We start from the raw sequence: 21,339 nt of genomic DNA on the forward strand, positions 1-21,339 counted from the left end.
ACAGGCTGGAAAAGCCCCCTATAGTTTAATGCAACTCATTCGCAAAAGCAGATCAGGACACCCCATGCTCCGCCGATCCTTCAATGCCCTCCTTCTCAGCCTGCCCCTTCTCGCCGCCGTACCGGCCTTCGCCCAGGAAAAGCCCAAGGTGGTGACCACCTTCACGATCATCGCCGACATCGCGGCGAATGTGGCCGGCGACGCAGCCATCGTGGAATCGATCACCAAGCCGGGTGCGGAGATCCACAACTACCAGCCGACGCCGCGCGATATCCTGAAGGCCCAGGACGCGAAGCTCGTGCTGTGGAACGGCCTCAATCTCGAACTCTGGTTCCAGAAATTCCTGGGCAATCTCGGCGACGTACCCAATGTCACGGTTTCCGAAGGCATCGAGCCGATGAGCATCGTGGAAGGCCCCTACCAGGGCAAGCCGAACCCGCATGCCTGGATGTCGCCGGACAATGCGCTCGTCTATGTCGAGAACATCCGCAAGGCGCTGGTCGCGCTCGACCCGGCAAATGCCGCGACCTACGACGCCAATGCAAAGGCCTATGGCGAGAAGATCAAGGCGCTCGGCGAGGAGATGAAGGCGAAGATCGGCGCGTTGCCTGAAGAAAAGCGGTGGCTCGTCACCAGCGAAGGCGCCTTCTCCTATCTCACGCGCGATTTCGGCCTGAAGGAACTTTTCCTCTGGCCGATCAATGCCGACCAGCAGGGCACACCGAAACAGGTGAAGGCGGTGATCGACGCGGTGCGGGAATACAACATCCACGTCGTCTTCTCCGAAAGCACCGTTTCCGCCGACCCTGCCAAGCAAGTCGCCGCCGAAACGGGCGCGGCCTATGGCGGCATCCTCTATGTCGACTCGCTGAGCGAGGCGGATGGTCCCGTGCCGACCTATCTCGACCTTCTGCGCGTGACCTCCGAGACCATCGTGAAGGGTCTTTCACAATGATGATGGGCAGCAAGACGAAGAAGGTCGATGGCATCGTTGCCGAAGACGTGACCGTCACCTATCGCAACGGCCACACGGCGCTCACCCATGCCAGCTTCTCCGTACCGAGGGGCACGATCACCGCACTCGTCGGCGTCAACGGAGCGGGAAAATCCACGCTTTTCAAGGCGATCATGGGTTTCGTGCCGGTCGCCGCCGGCAAGGTGACGATCCTTGGGCAGTCGGTGCGCGAAGCCCTGAAGAAGAACCTCGTCGCCTATGTGCCGCAGGCCGAGGAGGTCGACTGGACCTTTCCGGTGCTCGTTGAGGACGTCGTCATGATGGGCCGCTACGGCCACATGAACTGGCTGCGCATCCCCAGCAAACGCGACCACGATCTGGTCGCGGAGGCGCTGGCGCGCGTCAACATGTCCGACTTCCGCAAGCGCCAGATCGGTGAACTCTCCGGCGGCCAGCGCAAGCGCGTCTTCCTTGCCCGCGCACTGGCGCAGGAGGGTCAGGTCATCCTGCTCGACGAACCCTTCACCGGCGTCGACGTGACGACCGAAGAGCAGATCATCGAACTGCTCGGCAAGTTGCGCGACGAAGGCCGCGTCATGCTGGTCTCCACCCACAATCTTGGCAGCGTGCCGGATTTCTGCGATCGCACGGTCTTCGTCAAAGGCACAGTCATCGCCTCGGGACCGACAGCGGAAACCTTCACGGAGGCCAATCTGGAGCGCGCCTTCGGCGGCGTGCTGCGCCATTTCATCCTCGGCGGCCACGACCTGCACGACGACGAGGACAGGCGTTCCGTAAAGGTCATCACTGACGACGAGCGTCCCTTCGTTATCTACGGCGATCGCGAGCAGGAGAAGACGCCGTGATCGACGCGCTTCTCGAACCCTTCGGCTACGGCTACATGGTCAATGCCATGTGGGTGAGCGCGCTGGTCGGCTGCATCTGCGGCTTCCTCTCGGCCTATCTGATGCTCAAGGGCTGGTCGCTGATCGGTGATGCACTCTCGCACTCCATCGTGCCGGGCGTCGCCGGCGCCTATATGCTGGGCCTGCCCTTTGCGGCCGGCGCCTTCCTCTCCGGTGGGCTTGCCGCCGCCGCCATGCTCTTCCTCAACCGCCAGACGCGGTTGAAGGAAGATGCGATCATCGGCATGATCTTTTCCTCTTTCTTCGGCCTTGGCCTCTTCATGGTCTCGCTCTCGCCGACGCCGGTGAACATCCAAACCATCGTACTCGGCAATATCCTGGCGATCACGCCGGAAGATACGATCCAACTCGCCATCATCGGCGTGGTGACATTGGTCATCCTGCTGCTCAAATGGAAGGACCTGATGGTCACCTTCTTCGACGAGAGCCATGCCCGCTCCATCGGCCTCAACCCGACCGGCCTGAAGATCCTGTTCTTCACGCTGCTCAGCGCCTCCACCGTCGCCGCCATGCAGACGGTCGGCGCCTTCCTCGTCGTCGCCATGGTGGTGACGCCGGGCGCAACGGCCTATCTGTTGACCGATCGTTTCCAGCGCCTGGTCGTGATTGCCGCGCTCCTTGGCGCCGGCACTAGCTTCGTCGGCGCCTACGCCTCCTATTTCCTCGACGGTGCGACGGGCGGCATCATCGTCGTGCTGCAGACGGCGATCTTCCTCCTTGCCTTCCTCTTCGCACCGAAACACGGCTTGCTCGCTGCCCGCCGCCGCAGCCGGCTGGCGCTTGAAACCGCGCAAGGCATCCAGCCATGAACGAGACGCTCGAACTTGCCCTCCTCCCCTTCCAGCTCGCCTTCATGCAGAACGCTTTTCTGGTGACGCTGATGATCGCCGTGCCGATGGCACTGCTCTCCTGCTATCTCGTGCTGAAAGGCTGGTCGCTGATGGGCGACGCGGTCTCGCATGCCGTGCTGCCGGGCGTCGTCATCGCCTATGTCGTCGGCCTGCCCTTTGCGGCGGGCGCCTTCGTCGCCGGCCTGTTCTGCGCACTCGCCGCCGGTTACCTCAAGGACAACAGCCGCGTGAAGGAGGACACCGTTCTCGGCATCGTCTTTTCGGGCATGTTCGCGCTCGGCCTGGTGCTCTATGTGAAGATACAGCCGGATATCCACCTTGATCACATCCTCTTCGGCGACATGCTGGGCATCGCCGCCTCGGACCTCATCGAAACCGGCGTGATCGCCGTCGCCTCCACCGGTTTCATCCTGCTCTTCCGCAAGGACCTTTTGGTGCATGCCTTCGACCGCCAGCACGCCTCCGCCATTGGCCTGCCGGTAAAACTGCTGCATTACGGCTTGCTCGCCGTGCTGTCGCTGGTCGTCGTCGGTGCCTTGAAAGCGGTCGGCATCATCCTTGCCATCGCCATGCTGGTGGCGCCTGGCGCCATCGCGGCCCTTCTCACCCGGCGTTTCCCGAGCATGCTGGCCGTCGCCGTGAGCGTCGCCGTCGGCGCGTCCTTCGTCGGCATCTGGCTGAGTTTCATCCTGGACAGTGCACCAGCGCCAACGATCGTTCTGCTCATGACCATCTTGTTCGTCTTCGCTTTCGTGCGGCAGATGCTGCAAAACCGGAAGCCCGGCGCGCAGGCCGGGCAACAGGCAACGATAGCGACGCTAGCGCCGGATCAGTAGACGTCGATGATCCGGTTATCGCACTTGCGGACATGCTCGAAGTAGCGGTTGCCGTAGGCATCATGGCGGCGAACCTTCTGGACCGTGCAGAAGACGTCGCCCTCCACCTTCACATAACGCGGGCGCTGGTTAATGACGCGCAGGTATTCCTGGCTGTCACTGCCGCCGCGACCGCCGTGGCCGCCACGACCACCGCCGTTGTCACCGCGGCTCTGGGCGACTGCGACACCGGCGAAGGACGATGCGAGGGTTGCGATGGCAAGGATGGTTACGATCGATTTCTTCATGGGACTCTCTCCTCTCTAGGGGGAACAGGATTGTCCGTTCCATGGGAAGAAGATCGCATATCGCGTCACTGCCGGCTGTTTCCTACGGCACATGTCCGGTGATTGCGGACGGGGAACCTGCGGTCGACAGCTTTGCCTTTTCCGTCTATCGTCCGGCGCAATCGCCCGCCGACCATCGCGTCCGGCGGCAAAAAACCAGAATATCAACGCATACGGGACATCATGGCGCATATCGGTATCGTCGGCGGCGGGCTTATCGGCTGCGCCACAGCGCTGCATTTGCTCGAACAGGGCCACACCGTCACCATACTCGAGCGGGACGCCGGTGGCCTGCCCGCCTCCGTCGGGAATGCCGGCATTCTCGCAACGCCGGAGATCGATCCGATGGCGCGGCCGGACATGTTGCTGTCCGTGCCGAAATGGCTGCTAGATCCGCTTGGACCGCTCACCCTGCGCTGGCAGGACCTGCCTGCGCTGACGCCCTGGCTTATCCGGCTGCTGCTCTCGGCCCGCGCGAGCAAGGTCGCCACCAGCCGTGCCGCCCTGCTCTATCTCATGAAGACCGCCGAGAATGACCATCTGCGCCTCGGCCAGTTCGTCGGTATTTCCGGCCATATCCGCGACACCGGCGCGATGACGGTCTTCGACAGCGCCGCCGCCCGCGACAAGGTTTTTGCACATGAGACCGAAAACGCGAAGCTGATCGGCTGCAATGTCGAAAAGCTCGATGTGGAGGAAACCCGCCGCCGCGTGCCGGCCTTGCAGGGCACCTTTGCCGGCGCCGTTTTCAACGACGGCCACAAGACCTTCGAATACCCACTGACCTTCCTGCGCCGTCTTCAGGTAGCCCTGCGAGAGCGCTCGGCCCTCGTTGATGCCAACGTCGCCTCGGTAGCCCAGACGCAAGATGGTGTCGCCGTGCGCACCGAAGGCGGCCGCGAGTTCACCTTCGACAGGCTGGCAATCACCGCCGGCGTCTGGTCGCGCCGCTTCGTCGCCGATCTCGGCCTGAAGGTGCTGCTCGAAACCGAGCGCGGCTACAACACGACCTTCATGAATCCATCGACCACGTTGGAAATGCCGGTCTTCTTCTCCGAACACGGCTTCGTCGCAACCCCCTTCGAGAACGCCCTGCGCATCGGCGGCGCGGTGGAACTGGCCTCGCCGGACGCGCCCGCCAACTACAAGCGTGCCGCCGCCATGCGCAGAAAGATGCGCCACTATGTGCCGGACCTTCAGGAGGAGGGTGGAACCGAATGGATGGGCCGCCGGCCTTCGACACCGGATTCGATCCCCGTCATCAGCCTGCATCCGCGCGATCCGCGCATCGCTTTCGCCTTCGGCCACGGCCATCTCGGCCTCACGCTCTCGGCCACGACCGGCCGCCATGTCGCCCGGCTGCTCGCCGGTGATGGCGAAAGCGCGCTTGCCCCCTTCTCGATTGCCCGCTTCCAGTAGACGCGCGATCTCCAGAACAACAAGAAAAACCAGAATAATAAGAAAGAAAGAGACCGACCATGCACAAGGTTATTTTCGATACGGATCCCGGCGTCGACGACGCGATGGCGCTGCTGTTCCTGCACAATCACCCCGAGATCGACCTGATCGGCATCACCACTGTCTTCGGCAATGCCTCGATCGAGACGACGACGCGCAATGCGCTGTTTTTGAAGCGCGAATGGGGCATCGGGGCGCCGGTGGCGAAGGGTGACGGCAAGACCTACAATCCGATGCGCAACCCGATCGACTGGCCAGTGATGATCCATGGCCATGACGGGCTCGGCAACATCGACGTGCCTGACACGATCGACCTGCCGCTCGACCCGCGCCCGGCGCATCGCTTCATCATCGAGACGGTCCGCGCCAACCCCGGCGAGGTGACGCTGATCGCCGTCGGCCGCATGTCGAACCTCGCCTACGCACTGAAGGAAGACCCCGACATCGCCGGTCTCGTCAAGCAGGTCATCATCATGGGCGGCGCCTTCGACGTGCCCGGCAACATCACGCCCGCCGCCGAAGCCAATATCCATGGCGATCCGGAAGCGGCCGACGTGGTGATGGGGGCCGCGTGGAAGGTGGTCGTCGTCGGCCTCGACGTGACGATGAAGACCGTGATGCTGCGCAAGCGGCTGGCCGACCTCACCGCGCAGAACGGCAAGCATTTGAAACTGCTCTCCGACATCTCGCAGTTCTACATCGATTTCTACGGCCAGCATGTGAAGGACGAGGGCATGGTGGTGCATGACAGCTGCGCCTGCGTCTACCTCGTCGCTCCCGAACTCTTCACGACCTGCAGCGGCGCGATCCGCGTCGTCGCCGGCGGCATTGCCGATGGCCAGACGATCCAGAAGCCGGACAGCCGCGGCTTCCCGCCCGGCAACTGGGACGACCTGCCGAGCCAGCATGCCTGCATCGGCATCGATGCGGAGAAGGTGATGGCACTGCTCGACGAGACGCTGGTGCGCTAACCGGGCAACGCCGGCCGGTGTCCGTCACCGGCCGGCGTGTTCATCCCACCAGCGCAGCACACGCAACGCCCGAAGCGTAATCCAGCGCGAGGGCTGCCCCGGTACCTCCATTTCAAACCAGACCGGCCCCTTCAGCGTCCAGTCGAGCGGCCAGGTGTCGTCGTCCGACTGCCGGGAGCGTAGATGGTCGATCGCCTCGCGCAGGCGAGGATCGGGCACAGCGCCTGTCGCCAGCGACGCCGCGCGAAAATACTCCAGCCCGCGCAGAACGTCGTAGCGCCAGCGGTTCGGGTTGAGGAATTTCAGATAGCGTTCGTCCACCGGCGCGCCGGTGCCGAGACGGCGGAAAAGACCGCGCTCCAGCAGATAGGCTTCACCCGCTGCCCGCGCCGCGTGCGTTTTCGCCGTGGCGCCCTTGGCTTTTTCGTATTCGAGCAGCCCTTCCAGCACATTGATCGTCGTGTGGAAGGACGAGCGATGCGAGCCGTTACAGCGCTCGCAGTTCCAGCCGCCATCCGGCTGTCGCTCGCCCAGCAGACGCTCGACGATCGGTGACACCTCCACACCGAAATAGACGCCGACCATCACCGTGCGGGCATTGATGCATTCCTCGACCTCACCATCCCAAAACGGCTGGCCGTCATGATCCCAGCGCGAATTCTTCGCGATAAGATCAACCGTACGCCGCGCCCGCTCGGATGAAGGATCGAGGCCGAAATCATAAAGCTGCTGCAGGGAAAAACAGGTGGCGGTCCAGGCCTGGCCGAGTTCGCGCCAATTCTCCTCCGTGTAGCCGGCCGGCATGAAGGCGCCCCCGGCCCATTGACCGTCCGGATCCTGATGGGAGAGCAGCTGGGCGCCCCAGCCTTCGGTTTCCACCTTGGCGCGCTCCGCCTGCCATTCCGCTTCCGGCGCATCGAGGAGGTCACGCATCACCTGCCAGCGGATCGCGGGATCCGAAGCGAGCAGCCAGTCGATGACGGAACCGGTGGAAGCCATGTGGCAGACCCTACCACCGCATCCCGGCGATTTCTATTCCGGCGTGCCCGGCAACTGCCAGTCGATCGGCTTGCGGCCGTGTTTTTCCAGGAAGGCATTCGCCTTGGAAAACGGTTTCGTGCCGAAGAAACCATTGTGCGCCGAAAGCGGTGACGGATGGACCGAGCGCAGCACGAGATGGCGCTTGCTGTCGACGAAGGCGGCCTTTTTCTGGGCATAGGAGCCCCAGAGAATGAAGACGACGGGTTTTTCCTGCTCGTTGACGGCGCGGATCACGGCATCGGTGAACCGCTCCCAGCCCTTGCCCTGATGCGAGGCGGCGCGGCCCATTTCGACCGTCAGAACGCTGTTCAAAAGCAGCACACCCTGTTTGGCCCAATGTTCCAGAAACCCGTGGCGTGCAGGGGGGATTCCCAGGTCGTCCTGCATTTCCTTGTAGATGTTGACGAGCGACGGCGGGGTACGAATACCGGGCTGCACAGAAAAACACAGGCCATGCGCCTGCCCCTCGCCGTGGTACGGATCCTGGCCGAGGATGACGACCCGCACCTCGTCGAGCGGCGTCAGGTCCAGCGCGCGAAAATATTCAGGGCCCTTGGGGAAGATGCGCCGCCCGTCCTGCTTCTGCTCCAGCAGAAAGGTCTTCAGGTCGGCCATGTAGGGGCTGGAGAATTCCGCCGCGAGCGGCGCTTTCCAGCTTTCGCCGATCTTCACATCCGTCATCGTCCGCTCCCGTCACACCTTCGAGGAGGCGGAGTTTAGCGCCGGATGGACGGAGCGACCGGCCAAAGGGCCGGTCATCCACAGCTATCTCAACGCACGCCGAGCACGGTCATCAGGCTTTTCATGCGCTCCGCCGCGAGATCCGGCTTGTCGAGCACATTCGCCTGGTCGGCGAGACGGAAGACATCGGCATAGTGCAGCACGCCACGGGCGGACTGCATGCCGGCCGGCATGGTGAAATGATCCTGGTGGCCGTTCAGCCAGGCGAGGAAGACGACGCCCGCCTTGTAGTACTGCGTCGGCGCCTCGAAGATCTTGCGCGACAGCGGCACGGTCGGCTCGATGACGGCACGGAACGTCGCAACGTCGCCGGCCGCCAGTGACGCCAGCGCCGTCGAGGCCTGCGGCGCCACCGCATCGAAGATGCCGAGCAGCGCATGGCTGTATTTCCGGCCGTCGCCCTCGATCAGCTCGGCATAGTTGAAATCGTCGCCGGTAAAACACAGCACGCCCTCCGGCAGGCGGTCGCGCAGCGCCACTTCCTTGGCGTTTTCGAGAAGCGAGATCTTGATGCCTTCGACCTTGTCGCGGTTTTCATCGATGATCGACAGAACCGCATCGAGCGCCGGCTCGAAACTGTCCGAGCCCCAATAGCCCTTCAACTGCGGATCGAACATGTCGCCGAGCCAGTGCAGCACGACCTTGTCCTTGGCCTGGCCGAGGATGCGGCCATAGACCTTGCGGTAATCGTCCGGCGATCTGGCGAGGCGGGCAAGCGCGCGGCTCGCCATCATGATCGCCCGGCCGCCATGTTTCTCGACGAAGCCGACCTGCTCCTCATAGGCCGCGATCACATCGTCCAGCGAGCGGGCGTCGGCCGGATTCAGGTGATCCGTACCAGCACCGCAGGCGAGGTCGGCGCCCGGCACCGTCTTCGCCTCGGCGAGCGAGCGACGGATCAGTTCCTGTGCGCCGGCCCAATCGAGCCCCATGCCGCGCTGCGCCGTATCCATCGCCTCGGCAATGCGGAAGCCGAGCGACCAGAGGTGGCGGCGGAAGGCCATGGTGGCGTCCCAATCGACCGCCGGCGCCTCCCAGGGTCGCGCATCGCGACGGGGGTCCGACACCACATGGGCCGCGGCATAGGCGATACGGTTGAAGACGGGGGTTGCGGCGGGGCGCTCTGTCGGCGTGCCGGCAAGGGTATAGGTTTCGACACCGCCATCGGCACGCGGCAGGGAAAGGCTGATCGGCATGGAGTCCTCCCGAGGTTTGTTCAGGGCAATAATTTAGATCGTTCCAAATTTCAAGGGTGATTTTTGAAACCGACACTGAAAACCACGGCACACGACCCTGCCGCTGAAAAACACCGGAAGCCGCTTGCCCGCCCTACTCCGTCATCCTCTCCCCTGCAAGCCGAAGATCCAGAAATCCGGCAGTTGAGCGGCCTGCATGGATGGTCGGGTCAAGCCCGACCATGACGGAAGGAGGGAATGTCAGAAACAAGACGGTGGCGTAAAGCGGCAGGATCAAACCCATCACCAAACCCGCCGAACGTCTCTTGACAAAATTGGAACGATCCAATTAAGTACAGCCAACAAGCGAGCAGACAGCCGCTCGTACAGGGAGGATCGTCGTGAACAAGAGCCGGGTGACCGTCATCGACATTGCGCGCGCCGCCGGCGTGTCGAAGTCGACCGTGTCGCTCGTCCTGCAGGCGAGCCCGCTCGTCAACGAGGCGACCCGCGCCAAGGTGAACGCCACCATTCGCGAGCTCGGCTATGTCTACAATCGGGGTGCCGCGAACCTGCGCCAGTCCGCCTCCTCGCGCATCATCGGCATCATCGTCAACGACCTCACCAACTCCTTCTTCGCGGAACTTGCCGTCGGCATGGACATGGTCATGCAGTCTGCCGGCTATGTGCAGTTCCTGTCGAACTCCGCCGAAAGCATCGACCGCCAGCGCGAGGTCATCGCCTCCATGCGCGAACACGGCATTGCCGGCCTCATCCTCTCGCCGGCCCGCGGCACGGAAGCCGCCGACCTGAAGCCGCTGGTGGCAAGCGGCATTCCGGTCGTCGCCGTGGTGCGCAACGTGGTCGGCGCCAAGGTCTCGACGCTGTTTTCCGACAATTATGCCGGCGCGAAAGATGCCGTGCGCCACCTCATCGCACTCGGCCATCGCCGCATCGCCTTCCTCGGCGGCATCTCGAACACCACGGTGTTTACCGAACGTGTCCAGGGCTGGCGCGAAGCCCTGGCGGAAGTCGGAATGGACGCGCCGGATACGCACGTCATTCCCTCGACGGCGTCGCGCGCCGGCGGTGTCGCGGCCATCGAGCGCGCCCTGCTGCTGCCCGACCCGCCGACCGCCGCCCTCTGCTTCAACGACGCGGCCGCCTTCGGCGTCTGCGACGGCCTGCGGGCCGCCGGCAAGGAGCCCGGCCGCGATTTCGGCGTGGTCGGCTTCGACGACGTGATCGAGGCCGAAACCGCAGTGCCCGCGCTGACGACGGTCTCCGTCGACCCGCAGGGCATGGGCCGGCGCGCGGCGCAACTGCTTTTGAAACAGATCAATGCGGGCCGGGTCGAGCCCGAGGCGATCGTCAGTTCCGTGCGCCTCGTCGTGCGCCAGAGCTGCGGCGCCGGATCGAGCGACAAGACGAGGAGGATTTTTGCATGACACGGTGGGGTCTGATCGGGGCGAGCACGATCGCCAAGGAATGGGTCATCGGCGCGATCCGCGCGACCGGCGGCGAAATCGTCTCCGTGATGAGCACGGATGCCGCGCGCGGCAAGGCCTATGCGGATGCGCAGGGCATCGCAAAATCGGTCACAACGCTTGCCGACCTGGTCAACGATCCTGAAATCGACGCCGTCTATATTTCGACGACCAACGAATTGCACCGCGACCAGGCGCTGGCAGCGGCCAAGGCGGGAAAGCATATTCTCTGCGAAAAGCCGCTCGCGATGTCGCTTGAGGACGCCCGCGGCATGGTCAAGGCCGCGAAGGATGCCGGCGTCGTCATGGCGACCAACCACCACCTGCGCAATGCGGCGACGCATGGCGCCATGCGCGCGGCGATCAAGGCCGGCCGCATCGGCCAGCCGCTGTCGGCCCGCGTCTTCCACGCCGTCTACCTGCCGCCGCACCTGCAGGGCTGGCGCCTCGACAAGCCGGAGGCCGGCGGCGGGGTGATCCTGGACATTACCGTGCACGACGCGGACACGCTGCGCTTCGTGCTGGACGACAATCCGGTGGAAGCGATCGCCTTTTCGCAGGCCGGCGGCATGGGCAAGGCCGGGCTGGAAGATGCCGTGATGGGCGTTCTGCGCTTCGGAAACGGCGTGATCGCGCAGTTCCATGATGGTTTCACCACCAAATATGCCGAAACCGGCCTGGAGGTGCATGGCACGGAGGGTTCGCTGATCGGCCGCAACGTCATGACCCAGCGCGCCGCCGGCACCGTGACGCTGCGGGATGCGAACGGCGAACAGGACCTGCCGCTCGACCACCGCAACCTCTATGAAACTGCGCTCACCGCCTTTCATGCGGCCATCGCCGGCAAGGGACAGCCCTCCGCCACGGGCGAGGACGGCGTCTGGTCGCTGGCCACCGGGCTGGCGGTCGTCGAGGCGGCACGAACCGGCCGCACGGTCAGCATCGAACCTGGACTCTGAAACACCATGAGCAAGCATATCACGCCACGCCAGGCTGCAGACCTGATCCCGGACGGCGCCGTCGTTTCGGTCTCCTCCTCCTCCGGCCTCGGCTGCCCGGACCTGACCTTGAAGGCGATCGGCGAGCGCTTCGACGAGACCGGTCATCCGCAGAACCTCACCACGCTGCATCCGATCGCCGCCGGCGACATGAGCGGCATCAAGGGCGTGGACTACATCGCGAAAAAGGGCCTGCTGAAGACGATCATCGGCGGCTCCTATCCGTCCGGCCCGTCCTCTTCCGAGCCGCCGCTGATCTGGCAGATGATCGGCAACGACGAGGTGGCCGCCTATAACGTGCCGTCCGGCATTCTGTTCGACATGCACCGCGAGGCCGCCGCCAAGCGCCCGGGCGTGATCACCAAGGTCGGCCTCGACACCTTCGTCGATCCGCGCCGCGAAGGCTCCGCGATGAACGCTTCGGCGGCGAAGAACCCGGTCGTCGAAAAAATCACCTTTGCCGGTGAGGACTGGCTGTATTTCAAGGCGATCGCACCGCAGGTGGCGATCATCCGCGCCACGACGGCCGACGAGCGCGGCAACCTGACCTATGAGCACGAAGGCGCCTATCTCGGCGGCCTCGACCAGGCGCTCGCCGCCCGTAACAATGGCGGCATCGTCATTGCGCAGGTCAAGCGCATCGTCAAGGACGGCTCGCTGAAACCGCATGACGTGCGCGTGCCCGGCGTGCTTGTCGATTACATCGTGGTCGATCCCGACCAGAAGCAGACGACGCAGACGCTCTACGATCCGGCGATTTCCGGTGAGATCTTCCGGCCGCTCGACACATTCCGCGTGCCGGAATTCAACATCCAGAAGGTCATCGCCCGCCGCGTGGCGCAGGAACTGGAAGCCGGCAGTGCCGTCAATCTCGGCTTCGGCATATCCGCCAACGTGCCGCGCATCCTGCTCGAAGAGGGCCTGCATGGCGCCGTCACCTGGGTGATCGAACAGGGGGCCGTCGGCGGCGTGCCGCTGCTCGACTTCGCCTTCGGTTGCGCCTCCAACGCCGATGCCTTCATGCCCTCGCCCTACCAGTTCACCTATTTCCAGGGTGCGGGTTTTGACGCTTCGCTGCTCTCCTTCCTGGAAATCGGCAGGGACGGCTCGGTCAACGTGTCAAAGCTCTCCTTCCGGCCGCATGTTACGGCGGGCGCCGGCGGCTTCGTCGACATCACGGCGCGGGCGAAGAAGATCGTCTTCTCAGGCATGTTCAATGCCGGCGCAAAACTCGCCGTCGAGGGCGGCAAGCTGGTAATCGAGAAGGAAGGCAAGCTCAAGAAGCTGGTCAGCGCCGTCGAGCATGTCACCTTCTCCGGCCCGCGCGGCGTGGCGCAGGGGCAGGACATCACCTATGTCACCGAACGCTGCGTGCTGAAGCTGACGCCGGAGGGTATCGTGCTCACCGAGATCGCACCGGGCGTCGATCTCCAGGCGCACATCCTCGACCAGTCGGAATTCGACCTTATCGTTTCGCCGGATCTGAAGGTCATGGATGCAGCACTTTTCGCGGATGCGCCGATCGGCCTGACGCTGCCGCAGAAGGCGCCGCGCCGGCTGGCTGGAGCACACCATGGCTGAACCGCGCATCCGCATCTCCGTTGAAGGCGACGTCGCGACGATCACCGTCGCGCGACCTGAAAAGGCGAACGCCTTCGACATCGACATGCTGAAGGAACTTTCCGCCGCCTGTGACGCGGTCGAGGCGAATGCCGCCGTGCGCGTCGCGATCCTGACCGGCGAAGGCAAGGCCTTTTCGGCGGGCGGTGACATCCGCGCCTGGGCCGGTATGGAAGCCAGTGAATTCGGCCATGCCTGGGTGCGCTTCGGTCACCGCGTCTTCGAACGGCTGGCGACGTTGCGCATGCCGCTGATTGCCGCCGTCAATGGCCACGCGCTAGGTGGCGGGCTGGAACTGGCGGCTGCCGCCGATATTCGCATCGCCGAAACGCAGGTGAAGATCGGCCTGCCGGAAGCCGGTCTCGGCATGGTGCCGGGCTGGTCCGGCACGCAACGGCTGGTGAAACGATTTGGCGCGCAGCCCGTGCGCCGCATGCTGCTCGGCGGTGAGGTTTTGACCGCCGTGGAGGCACAGACGCTCGGTATAGTCGACCAGGTTGTGGACACAGGTGCGGCCGTCGAGGCTGCAAAGGCCTATGCCGCGCGCATCGCGGCCCGGGGCCCTGCGGCGACGGAAGTCTCGAAGCTGATGATCGCCGTGGCGAACGGCGAAGACAATGGTGCGGCGGTGGAGGCCCTGGGCTCGATCCTCGTCGCCAAGACCGGGGACCTGAAGGAAGGCGTCGCCGCCTTCACGGGTAAGCGCCCCGCAGAGTTCAAGGGAGAATGGTAATGACCGCGCATGTGAAGCCGAAGGCGCTGGAAAACTTCAAGGCACGCGATTTCCGCATGCTGATCGACGGCGTCTGGACGGAAGGCGCAGGCCCCGCGCTCGAACGCGTGGCACCGGGCCACGGCATCGTGGTCAGCCGCTATCCGGCCGGCACCAAGGCCGATGCCGAACGCGCTATCGCCGCCGCCCGCAAGGCCTTCGACGACGGCCCATGGCCGACCATGACGGGCGCCGAGCGCTCCAACATCCTGCTGAAGGCCGCCGACCTCATCGCCGCACGTGCCGATGAACTCGCCTTCCTCGACTGCATCGAGAGCGGCAAGCCGATCAGCCAGGCCAAGGGCGAACTTGGCGGTGCCGCCGATATCTGGCGCTACGCCGCAGCCCTTGCCCGCGACCTGCACGGCGAGAGCTACAACACGCTCGGCGAAGGCACGCTCGGTGTCGTGCTGCGCGAGGCGATCGGCGTCGTCTCCATCATCACGCCATGGAACTTCCCCTTCCTGATTGTCAGCCAGAAGCTGCCCTTCGCGCTCGCCGCCGGCTGCACGACGGTCGTCAAGCCGTCGGAACTCACCTCCGGCTCGACGCTCGTACTGGGCGAAATCCTCATCGAGGCCGGCGTGCCGGCGGGTGTCGTCAACATCATCACCGGCACCGGCCCGGAGGTCGGCGCCCCGATGACGACGCATCCCGATGTCGATATGGTCTCCTTCACCGGATCCACCGGCGTCGGCCGCCTGACGATGGCCAATGCCGCACAGACACTGAAGAAGGTCTCGCTGGAACTCGGCGGCAAGAACCCGCAGATCGTCTTCCCCGATGCCAACCTCGACGAATTTATCGACGCCGCCGTGTTCGGCGCCTATTTCAACGCCGGTGAATGCTGCAATGCCGGCTCGCGGCTGATCCTGCACACGTCGATCGCGGCGGACGTGACCGCCCGCATCGCTGAACTTGCGAAAAAAGTGAAGGTCGGCGATCCGCTCGATCCGACGACGCAGGTCGGCGCGATCATCACGCCGCAACACCTCGAAAAGATCGGCTCCTATGTCGATGGCGCGACCAAGGCCGGCGCTTCAGTGGCCCTCGGCGGCAACGCCCTCGATCTCGGCCTCGGCCAGTTCATGGCGCCGACCATCCTCTCCGGCGTGCTGCCCGAGATGACGGTCGCCCGCGAGGAAGTGTTCGGCCCGGTGCTGTCGGTGCTGACCTTCGAGACGACGCAAGAAGCGATCCGCATCGCCAACGCCATCGACTACGGCCTCTCGGCCGGTGTGTGGAGCCGCGATTTCGACACCTGCCTGACGGTCGGCCGCAAGGTGCGCGCCGGCACGGTCTGGATGAACACCTTCATGGACGGTGCGTCCGAACTGCCCTTCGGCGGCTATCGCCAGTCCGGCCTCGGCCGCGAACTCGGCCGCCATGCGGTGGAGGATTATACCGAAACCAAGACGCTCAACATGCATATGGGCGCGCGCACCGGCTGGTGGATGCCGCGATGACGAAACCCTTCCCGACAACCATGGATGGGACCGGCTTTGCCGCCCGCTCAGGGCGTCGGGAAGCCGAATTGCGGGCTTTGCAGGATCGTGAGGTCCTCGACGGGCTCGCCGGCGATGCGCTGCAAGAGCAATTGCCCCATCGCCTCGCCGGCCGCCTTGAGGTCCTCGTAGATCGTCTCGACCTTGGGCTGAATCTGGCTGAGGAGCAGCGAGGTCTGCTTGGCGACGATGTCGTATTCCGCGCCGAGGGTAAAGCCCTGGTCGCTCATGCCGGTAATGGTGGCAAGTGCAGAGACTTCGCCGGGACAGGCGAAACCGTCCGGCGGATCGGGCTCACCGCTGCGGCGGCGCACATAGTCGCGGATCATGTCGGCGGGGCTGTCAAGATCGAGCGTGTCGGGAATTTCGTAGGCGATTCCGGCCTCGCGCACCGCCGTCATGAAGCCGTGCAGCATGTGCTGGTGAAAGGTCAGGCGCTTCGGCGGCAGGATGATCGTGACCTTGCGCCGGCCCTTGACGATCAGCCGCCGGGTGGCCTCGTAGGCGAAGGCGTAATTGTCGTAGTCGACGAAGGCATGCGGAGTGGAAAATTCCGTGCGGCCGTGCGTGACGAAGGGAAAGCCGTTTTCGAGCAGCAGCCGCACGCGCGGATCGAAGGGCTCGGTGCGCGAAAAGATCAGGCCGTCAGCCATGCCGTTGCGGATGATGTAATTGACGGCATCGACATTGCTGCCGTCGAGAAAATTCGGCGTGACGATGAGATGGTAGGGCGTCGCCTGGAGCGCGCGCGCCAGGCCATGCATGATCGACGTGCCGAAGCCCAGAATTTCCTCGTGCGGATCAAGCAGCACGGAGATGACATTGGTGCGGCCGGTCTTGAGGCGCTGGGCGGCGCGGTCGGGAAGGTAACCGATCTCGGCGGCGACCTCGTGCACGCGCCGGCGGGTGTTTTCGGAAATCTGCGGGGCGTTGCCGAGCGCGCGGGAGACCGTGGTGATCGCCAGACCCGTCATTTCGGCAATCGTCTTCAGCGTCGGCTTGCCGGCTCGGGACGGGTTGCGGGCGGGTTCACTGTCGGCGGGCTTTTCGATGCGGGACACGGGTGCGTTTCTTTGAATAGCGGGCGTCGATCGGCGGAACCATACCGGCGCGCCACGCTGCAAGCAATCTTGCACTGCACAGAATTTAAAACGTTTTCCGTGCGACGCAACAAGCGCCCGAATTTGCATCAATTGCCTGCGCTGCCCGAATTTACCGCATTTGCGAATGCTGTTGCTGCCGACGCTTCGGGTGACTTGACTCCGCAAATTTACAACGTTTTAAATTGGCGCGGCACTTTGAGCCGCAAACGAAATTCCGACGCCGTCAACGGCCTCGGGGAAATCGGCGGGAGGAGGCTCTCGCCCTCGAACTTGCAAACGGGAGGAATACGATGCGCAAGTTTCTGACAACCACCGCAATCGCCGCGGTGATGATGACCATGGGCGGCATGTCCGCCAAGGCAGCCGAAGGCGTCGAGGTTCTGCACTGGTGGACCTCGGGTGGCGAAGCCGCCGCTCTAGACGTTCTGAAAAAGGATCTGGAAGCCAAGGGCATTTCCTGGACCGACATGCCGGTTGCCGGCGGCGGCGGCACGGAAGCCATGACGGTTCTGCGCGCCCGCGTCACGGCCGGCAATGCGCCGACCGCCGTGCAGATGCTCGGCTTCGACATTCTCGACTGGGCCAAGGAAGGCGCACTCGGCAATCTCGATGACATCGCCGCCAAGGAAGGCTGGGACAAGGTCATCCCGACCGCGCTCCAGCAGTTCTCGAAGTATGACGGCCACTGGATCGCAGCACCGGTCAACGTGCACTCCACGAACTGGGTCTGGGTCAACAAGGCAGCCCTCGACAAGGCGGGCGGCAAGGAGCCGGCAAACTGGGACGAACTCGTTGCTCTCCTCGACAAGTTCAAGGAACAGGGCATCACGCCGGTCGCCCATGGTGGCCAGCCGTGGCAGGACGCGACGATCTTCGACGCGGTCGTGCTCTCCTTCGGCAACGACTTCTACAAGAAGGCGTTCATCGACCTCGATCCGGAAACGCTGGGCGGCGCCCAGATGAAGGAAGCCTTCGATCGCATGACGAAGCTGCGCTCCTACGTGGACGACAACTTCTCGGGCCGTGACTGGAACCTCGCATCCGCCATGGTCATCGAAGGCAAGGCCGGCGTGCAGTTCATGGGCGACTGGGCGAAGGGCGAGTTCATCAAGGCCGGCAAGAAGCCGGGCACGGACTTCGTCTGCATGCGCTTCCCGGGCACGCAGGGCTCCGTCACCTTCAACTCCGACCAGTTCGCGATGTTCAAGGTTGCCGAGGCCAAGATCCCGTCGCAGCTCGAAATGGCGACCGCCATCGAAAGCCCGGCCTTCCAGTCGGCCTTCAACGTGGTCAAGGGCTCGGCGCCGGCGCGCACCGACGTCTCGGACGAAGCCTTCGACGATTGCGGCAAGAAGGCCATCAAGGACCTCGCGGAAGCCAACACCAACGGCTCGCTGTTCGGTTCCATGGCGCATGGCCACGCCAACCCGGCCTCCGTCAAGAACGCGATCTATGACGTCGTGACCCGCCAGTTCAACGGCGAGCTTACCTCCGAGGAAGCCGTGACGGAACTGAAGGCCGCCGTCGAGGCCGCGAAGTAAGGGGCTAGCCCCTCACCCTGCCCTCTCCCCACTGGGGAGAGGGACTTGAACGTCGCGGCAAAGCCCTTTTCCCCGTGGGGAGAAGGTGGCGGCAGCCGGATGAGGGGGCCACGCGCCGCCCTGTAACCCGATTTCAACGGTGGTACCGACCATGGATAGCCGAAGCCGGCTGCAGGAGCTTCTGCCGAAGCTCGTGCTGGCACCCAGTTTCCTCATCGTGCTCGTCTTCGTCTACGGCTTCATCGCCTATACGGGCTTCCTGTCGCTGACGGACAGCAAGATGCTGCCCTCCTACAATTTCGTGGGGTTGAGCAACTATTCCAAGCTCTGGGCACTGCCACATTGGTGGCGGGCGATCTCGAATCTCGCGATCTTCGCCTCGCTCTACATCGTCATCTGCTCGGTTCTGGGGCTCGGGCTCGCCATCCTGCTCGACCAGAAGATCCGTGCCGAAGGCATCCTCAGGCCGATCTACCTCTACCCGATGGCGCTCTCCTTCATCGTGACGGGCACCGCCTGGAAGTGGTTCCTCGATCCCGGCATCGGGCTTGAGAACACCATGCACCTCTGGGGCTGGGAAAGCTTCGCCTTCAACTGGATCAAGGACCGCAATTACGCGATCTACTGCGTGGTGATCGCCGCGGTCTGGCAGTCGTCCGGCTTCGTCATGGCGATGTTCCTCGCCGGCCTGCGCGGCGTCGACAACGAGATCATCAAGGCCGCCCAGATCGACGGCGCCTCGACCTCGACCATCTACCGCCGCATCATCATTCCGCTGATGCGCCCGGTCTTCCTGTCGGCCTTCGTCGTGCTCGCCCACCTCGCCATCAAGGCCTACGACCTTGTCGTGGCACTGACCGGCGGCGGACCGGGCCAGGCGACCGAACTGCCGGCGACCTTCATGTATTCCTACACGTTTACCCGCAACCAGATGGGGATCGGCGCCTCGTCGGCCATCATCATGCTGGTCATGATCTTCTCGATCATCATCCCCTACCTCTATTCCGAAATCCGCGGAGGCAAAGGCCGATGAGCGCTCAAAACCCCGACAACGTCATCTCGCACAACAAGCTGACGCGCGCGCTGATCTACACCGCCCTCATCCTGTTTGCGGTCTACTACCTGCTGCCGCTCTACGTGATGCTGGTGAACTCGCTGAAGCCCTTGGAGGAAATCCGCCAGGGCGGCATGCTGAACCTGCCGAAGGTCTGGACGATCGAACCCTGGCTGCAAGCCTGGTCGACGGCGCAGATCGGCGTGCAGCCGACCGGCCTTCGCCCCTTCTTCATCAACTCGATCCTGATGGTCGTGCCGGCCGTGGCGATCTCCACCATCATCGGCGCGCTGAACGGCTACGTGCTGACCAAGTGGCAGTTCAGGGGCTCGAACGTCTTCTTCGGCCTGCTTCTGCTCTCCTGCTTCATTCCGTTTCAGATCGTGCTCATCCCGATGGCGCGCATTCTCGGCATGATGGGCCTTGCCGGCTCGCTCTGGGGCCTGATCCTGGTGCACATCATATACGGCCTCGGCTTCACGACGCTCTACTTCCGCAACTATTATGAAAACTTCCCGACCGAGCTGGTGCGCGCGGCGCAGATCGACGGGGCAAGCTTCTTCCAGATTTTCTATCGCATCCTGCTGCCGTCCTCCGGCCCGATCATCGTCGTCTCGGTCATCTGGCAGTTCACCAACATCTGGAACGACTTCCTGTTCGGCGCCTCCTTCTCCGGCGCGAACACGACGCCGATGACGGTCGCGCTCAACAACCTCGTCCAGTCCTCGACGGGCGTGAAGGAATACAACGTGCATTTCGCAGGCGCGATCCTCGCCGCTCTGCCCACCCTCATCGTCTACATCGTCTCCGGACGGTATTTCGTGCGCGGCCTGATGTCCGGCGCCGTGAAAGGATAACGCTCATGTCGTTCCTCAAGATCAGCAACCTGCGCAAGTCCTACGGCGCACTCGAAATCCTGAAGGATATCAACCTGGAGATCGAACAGGGCGGCTTTCTCGTGCTCGTCGGCCCCTCCGGCTGCGGCAAGTCCACGCTGCTCAACACGATCGCCGGCCTGGAGCCGATCACCTCGGGCGATATCGCCATCGACGGGCGCTCGGTCGCGGGCCTGCACCCGTCCAAGCGCGACATCGCCATGGTGTTCCAGTCCTACGCGCTCTACCCGAACATGACGGTGGCCGGAAACATCGCCTTCGGCATGGAAATCCGCGGCGTGCCGAAGGACGAGCGCGACAAGGCGATCAAGCAGGTCGCCGACATGCTGCAGATCGGCCATCTGCTCGATCGCAAGCCGGGCCAGCTCTCCGGCGGCCAGCGCCAGCGCGTCGCCATGGGCCGGGCGCTGGTGCGCGACCCGAAACTCTTCCTGTTCGACGAACCGCTGTCGAACCTCGACGCCAAGCTGCGCGTCGACATGCGCACCGAAATCAAGCGCCTGCACCAGCGCATGAAGACCACCATCGTCTACGTCACGCATGACCAGATCGAGGCGATGACGCTCGCCACCAAGATCGCCGTGCTGAAGGACGGCGTGCTGCAGCAGTTCGGTTCGCCGGCGGAAATCTACAACAACCCGGCCAACATCTTCGTCGCCGACTTCATGGGCTCACCGGCCATGAACCTGCTTTCGGCAAAGATCGAGCAGAACGGCACCGGTATGGCCGTCTCGCTCGCCCGCCATCAGGCGGAGCCGCTGGTGCTGTCCGTTCCCAACGCGCCCGGCGGGCTTGCCGCCTACAAGGGCAAAGACGTGATCTTCGGCATCCGCCCGGAAGCCTTGACGGACCCTGACGGCGCGGACCGCAATGCCCGCACGGTTGCGGAGGGCGATTGCCTGATCGAGGTGGTAGAGCCGGCCGGCGCCGATACCTTCGCCGTCACCCATCTCGGCGGCAAGGAGATCGTCGCCCGTCTTCGTGCCGACGTGCGCATCGCCGCCGGCCAGACGGCGCGCCTTGCGTTCAACCTCGACAAGGCGGTGTTCTTCGACCCCGCAAGCCAGCTTCGCATCGCCTGAG

General features: G+C 64.0%; 20 protein-coding genes. 15 read left to right on the plus strand and 5 right to left on the minus strand.

What is annotated here, in order from left to right; genetic code table 11:
• Positions 1–64: 64 nt before the first annotated feature.
• The 4 genes from MUU55_RS20065 to MUU55_RS20080 are packed head-to-tail and all read left to right on the plus strand — an operon-like array spanning position 65 to position 3,568.
• Entirely contained in the window at positions 65–955 is an 891-nt protein-coding gene (locus MUU55_RS20065) for a metal ABC transporter substrate-binding protein (RefSeq protein WP_244762537.1), read from the plus strand.
• On the plus strand, positions 952–1,821 hold the full coding sequence (locus tag MUU55_RS20070; protein ID WP_280519036.1) for a manganese/iron ABC transporter ATP-binding protein: 870 nt from the start codon (positions 952–954) through the stop codon (positions 1,819–1,821). The genes MUU55_RS20065 and MUU55_RS20070 overlap by 4 nt, the downstream gene beginning before the upstream one ends.
• Positions 1,818–2,690: a metal ABC transporter permease gene (locus MUU55_RS20075; RefSeq protein WP_303277107.1), complete on the plus strand. Its 873-nt coding sequence runs from the start codon at positions 1,818–1,820 to the stop codon at positions 2,688–2,690. Before MUU55_RS20070 ends, MUU55_RS20075 begins: the two co-directional genes overlap by 4 nt.
• A complete protein-coding gene (locus MUU55_RS20080) occupies positions 2,687–3,568 on the plus strand; it encodes a metal ABC transporter permease (protein ID WP_244762538.1) in 882 nt (293 codons plus the stop codon). The genes MUU55_RS20075 and MUU55_RS20080 overlap by 4 nt, the downstream gene beginning before the upstream one ends.
• Here the strand turns inward: MUU55_RS20080 and MUU55_RS20085 are convergent.
• The gene (locus MUU55_RS20085) at positions 3,562–3,855 is read right to left on the minus strand and encodes a hypothetical protein (protein WP_244762539.1); all 294 of its coding nucleotides are present in this window, start codon (positions 3,853–3,855) and stop codon (positions 3,562–3,564) included. The two genes, MUU55_RS20080 and MUU55_RS20085, sit on opposite strands and share 7 nt — an antisense overlap.
• 222 nt (positions 3,856–4,077) lie before the next feature.
• Here MUU55_RS20085 and MUU55_RS20090 point away from each other — a divergent pair, with 222 nt between their 5' ends.
• Both MUU55_RS20090 and MUU55_RS20095 read left to right on the plus strand, forming a co-directional pair.
• Complete coding sequence (locus MUU55_RS20090; protein ID WP_244762540.1) at positions 4,078–5,313, plus strand: NAD(P)/FAD-dependent oxidoreductase; 1,236 nt, start codon at positions 4,078–4,080, stop codon at positions 5,311–5,313.
• Between the two features lie 59 nt (positions 5,314–5,372).
• Complete coding sequence (locus MUU55_RS20095) at positions 5,373–6,323, plus strand: nucleoside hydrolase (RefSeq protein ID WP_244762541.1); 951 nt, start codon at positions 5,373–5,375, stop codon at positions 6,321–6,323.
• Between the two features lie 24 nt (positions 6,324–6,347).
• On the opposite strand, the gene MUU55_RS20100 is transcribed toward MUU55_RS20095, so the two are convergent.
• From MUU55_RS20100 to MUU55_RS20110, 3 genes are all read right to left on the minus strand, one after another.
• Positions 6,348–7,322 carry a squalene cyclase gene (locus tag MUU55_RS20100; RefSeq protein ID WP_244762542.1) on the minus strand — a complete coding sequence of 325 codons (975 nt, stop codon included), beginning with the start codon at positions 7,320–7,322 and terminating at the stop codon, positions 6,348–6,350.
• Positions 7,323–7,355: 33 nt separating this feature from the next.
• On the minus strand, positions 7,356–8,045 hold the full coding sequence (gene ung, locus MUU55_RS20105; RefSeq protein WP_244762543.1) for a uracil-DNA glycosylase: 690 nt from the start codon (positions 8,043–8,045) through the stop codon (positions 7,356–7,358).
• 89 nt (positions 8,046–8,134) lie between these two features.
• The gene (locus MUU55_RS20110) at positions 8,135–9,301 is read right to left on the minus strand and encodes a dihydrodipicolinate synthase family protein (RefSeq protein WP_244762544.1); all 1,167 of its coding nucleotides are present in this window, start codon (positions 9,299–9,301) and stop codon (positions 8,135–8,137) included.
• A 380-nt stretch (positions 9,302–9,681) separates the two neighbouring features.
• Between MUU55_RS20110 and MUU55_RS20115 the strand changes: the two genes are divergently transcribed.
• Genes MUU55_RS20115 through MUU55_RS20135 form a run of 5 tightly spaced genes read left to right on the plus strand, consistent with a single transcriptional unit; the run spans position 9,682 to position 15,623 of the window.
• Positions 9,682–10,728 carry a LacI family DNA-binding transcriptional regulator gene (locus MUU55_RS20115; RefSeq protein ID WP_244762545.1) on the plus strand — a complete coding sequence of 349 codons (1,047 nt, stop codon included), beginning with the start codon at positions 9,682–9,684 and terminating at the stop codon, positions 10,726–10,728.
• On the plus strand, positions 10,725–11,726 hold the full coding sequence (locus MUU55_RS20120; protein WP_244762546.1) for a Gfo/Idh/MocA family protein: 1,002 nt from the start codon (positions 10,725–10,727) through the stop codon (positions 11,724–11,726). Before MUU55_RS20115 ends, MUU55_RS20120 begins: the two co-directional genes overlap by 4 nt.
• A 6-nt stretch (positions 11,727–11,732) precedes the next feature.
• Complete coding sequence (locus MUU55_RS20125; RefSeq protein WP_244762547.1) at positions 11,733–13,346, plus strand: acyl CoA:acetate/3-ketoacid CoA transferase; 1,614 nt, start codon at positions 11,733–11,735, stop codon at positions 13,344–13,346.
• The gene (locus MUU55_RS20130) at positions 13,339–14,118 is read left to right on the plus strand and encodes an enoyl-CoA hydratase/isomerase family protein (RefSeq protein ID WP_244762548.1); all 780 of its coding nucleotides are present in this window, start codon (positions 13,339–13,341) and stop codon (positions 14,116–14,118) included. Before MUU55_RS20125 ends, MUU55_RS20130 begins: the two co-directional genes overlap by 8 nt.
• Positions 14,118–15,623 carry an aldehyde dehydrogenase family protein gene (locus tag MUU55_RS20135; protein WP_244762549.1) on the plus strand — a complete coding sequence of 502 codons (1,506 nt, stop codon included), beginning with the start codon at positions 14,118–14,120 and terminating at the stop codon, positions 15,621–15,623. The genes MUU55_RS20130 and MUU55_RS20135 overlap by 1 nt, the downstream gene beginning before the upstream one ends.
• 47 nt (positions 15,624–15,670) lie before the next feature.
• Here MUU55_RS20135 and MUU55_RS20140 read toward each other — a convergent pair whose 3' ends face one another.
• Positions 15,671–16,714, minus strand: coding sequence for a LacI family transcriptional regulator (locus tag MUU55_RS20140; protein WP_425314209.1), 1,044 nt, complete (start codon positions 16,712–16,714; stop codon positions 15,671–15,673).
• Between the two features lie 341 nt (positions 16,715–17,055).
• Between MUU55_RS20140 and MUU55_RS20145 the strand changes: the two genes are divergently transcribed.
• The 4 genes from MUU55_RS20145 (at position 17,056) to MUU55_RS20160 (ending at position 21,338) form a co-directional block, all read left to right on the plus strand.
• The gene (locus MUU55_RS20145; protein ID WP_425314203.1) at positions 17,056–18,306 is read left to right on the plus strand and encodes an ABC transporter substrate-binding protein; all 1,251 of its coding nucleotides are present in this window, start codon (positions 17,056–17,058) and stop codon (positions 18,304–18,306) included.
• Positions 18,307–18,457: 151 nt separating this feature from the next.
• Positions 18,458–19,339: a carbohydrate ABC transporter permease gene (locus MUU55_RS20150; protein WP_244762550.1), complete on the plus strand. Its 882-nt coding sequence runs from the start codon at positions 18,458–18,460 to the stop codon at positions 19,337–19,339.
• On the plus strand, positions 19,336–20,217 hold the full coding sequence (locus MUU55_RS20155) for a carbohydrate ABC transporter permease (RefSeq protein ID WP_244762551.1): 882 nt from the start codon (positions 19,336–19,338) through the stop codon (positions 20,215–20,217). Before MUU55_RS20150 ends, MUU55_RS20155 begins: the two co-directional genes overlap by 4 nt.
• 5 nt (positions 20,218–20,222) lie before the next feature.
• Positions 20,223–21,338: an ABC transporter ATP-binding protein gene (locus MUU55_RS20160; protein ID WP_244762552.1), complete on the plus strand. Its 1,116-nt coding sequence runs from the start codon at positions 20,223–20,225 to the stop codon at positions 21,336–21,338.
• Position 21,339: the final 1 nt, after the last annotated feature.

Origin of the sequence: Shinella curvata, assembly GCF_022899935.1 — a bacterium.
Classification (GTDB): domain Bacteria; phylum Pseudomonadota; class Alphaproteobacteria; order Rhizobiales; family Rhizobiaceae; genus Shinella; species Shinella curvata.

Coding starts and splice junctions, on each gene's coding strand:
- MUU55_RS20065 (WP_244762537.1), top strand. CDS start 65: ATGCTCCGCCGATCCTTCAATGCCCTCCTTCTCAGCCTGCCCCTTCTC.
- MUU55_RS20070 (WP_280519036.1), top strand. CDS start 952: ATGATGATGGGCAGCAAGACGAAGAAGGTCGATGGCATCGTTGCCGAA.
- MUU55_RS20080 (WP_244762538.1), top strand. CDS start 2,687: ATGAACGAGACGCTCGAACTTGCCCTCCTCCCCTTCCAGCTCGCCTTC.
- MUU55_RS20085 (WP_244762539.1), bottom strand. CDS start 3,855: ATGAAGAAATCGATCGTAACCATCCTTGCCATCGCAACCCTCGCATCG.
- MUU55_RS20090 (WP_244762540.1), top strand. CDS start 4,078: ATGGCGCATATCGGTATCGTCGGCGGCGGGCTTATCGGCTGCGCCACA.
- MUU55_RS20095 (WP_244762541.1), top strand. CDS start 5,373: ATGCACAAGGTTATTTTCGATACGGATCCCGGCGTCGACGACGCGATG.
- MUU55_RS20100 (WP_244762542.1), bottom strand. CDS start 7,322: ATGGCTTCCACCGGTTCCGTCATCGACTGGCTGCTCGCTTCGGATCCC.
- ung (WP_244762543.1), bottom strand. CDS start 8,045: ATGACGGATGTGAAGATCGGCGAAAGCTGGAAAGCGCCGCTCGCGGCG.
- MUU55_RS20110 (WP_244762544.1), bottom strand. CDS start 9,301: ATGCCGATCAGCCTTTCCCTGCCGCGTGCCGATGGCGGTGTCGAAACC.
- MUU55_RS20120 (WP_244762546.1), top strand. CDS start 10,725: ATGACACGGTGGGGTCTGATCGGGGCGAGCACGATCGCCAAGGAATGG.
- MUU55_RS20125 (WP_244762547.1), top strand. CDS start 11,733: ATGAGCAAGCATATCACGCCACGCCAGGCTGCAGACCTGATCCCGGAC.
- MUU55_RS20130 (WP_244762548.1), top strand. CDS start 13,339: ATGGCTGAACCGCGCATCCGCATCTCCGTTGAAGGCGACGTCGCGACG.
- MUU55_RS20135 (WP_244762549.1), top strand. CDS start 14,118: ATGACCGCGCATGTGAAGCCGAAGGCGCTGGAAAACTTCAAGGCACGC.
- MUU55_RS20145 (WP_425314203.1), top strand. CDS start 17,056: ATGCGCAAGTTTCTGACAACCACCGCAATCGCCGCGGTGATGATGACC.
- MUU55_RS20150 (WP_244762550.1), top strand. CDS start 18,458: ATGGATAGCCGAAGCCGGCTGCAGGAGCTTCTGCCGAAGCTCGTGCTG.
- MUU55_RS20155 (WP_244762551.1), top strand. CDS start 19,336: ATGAGCGCTCAAAACCCCGACAACGTCATCTCGCACAACAAGCTGACG.
- MUU55_RS20160 (WP_244762552.1), top strand. CDS start 20,223: ATGTCGTTCCTCAAGATCAGCAACCTGCGCAAGTCCTACGGCGCACTC.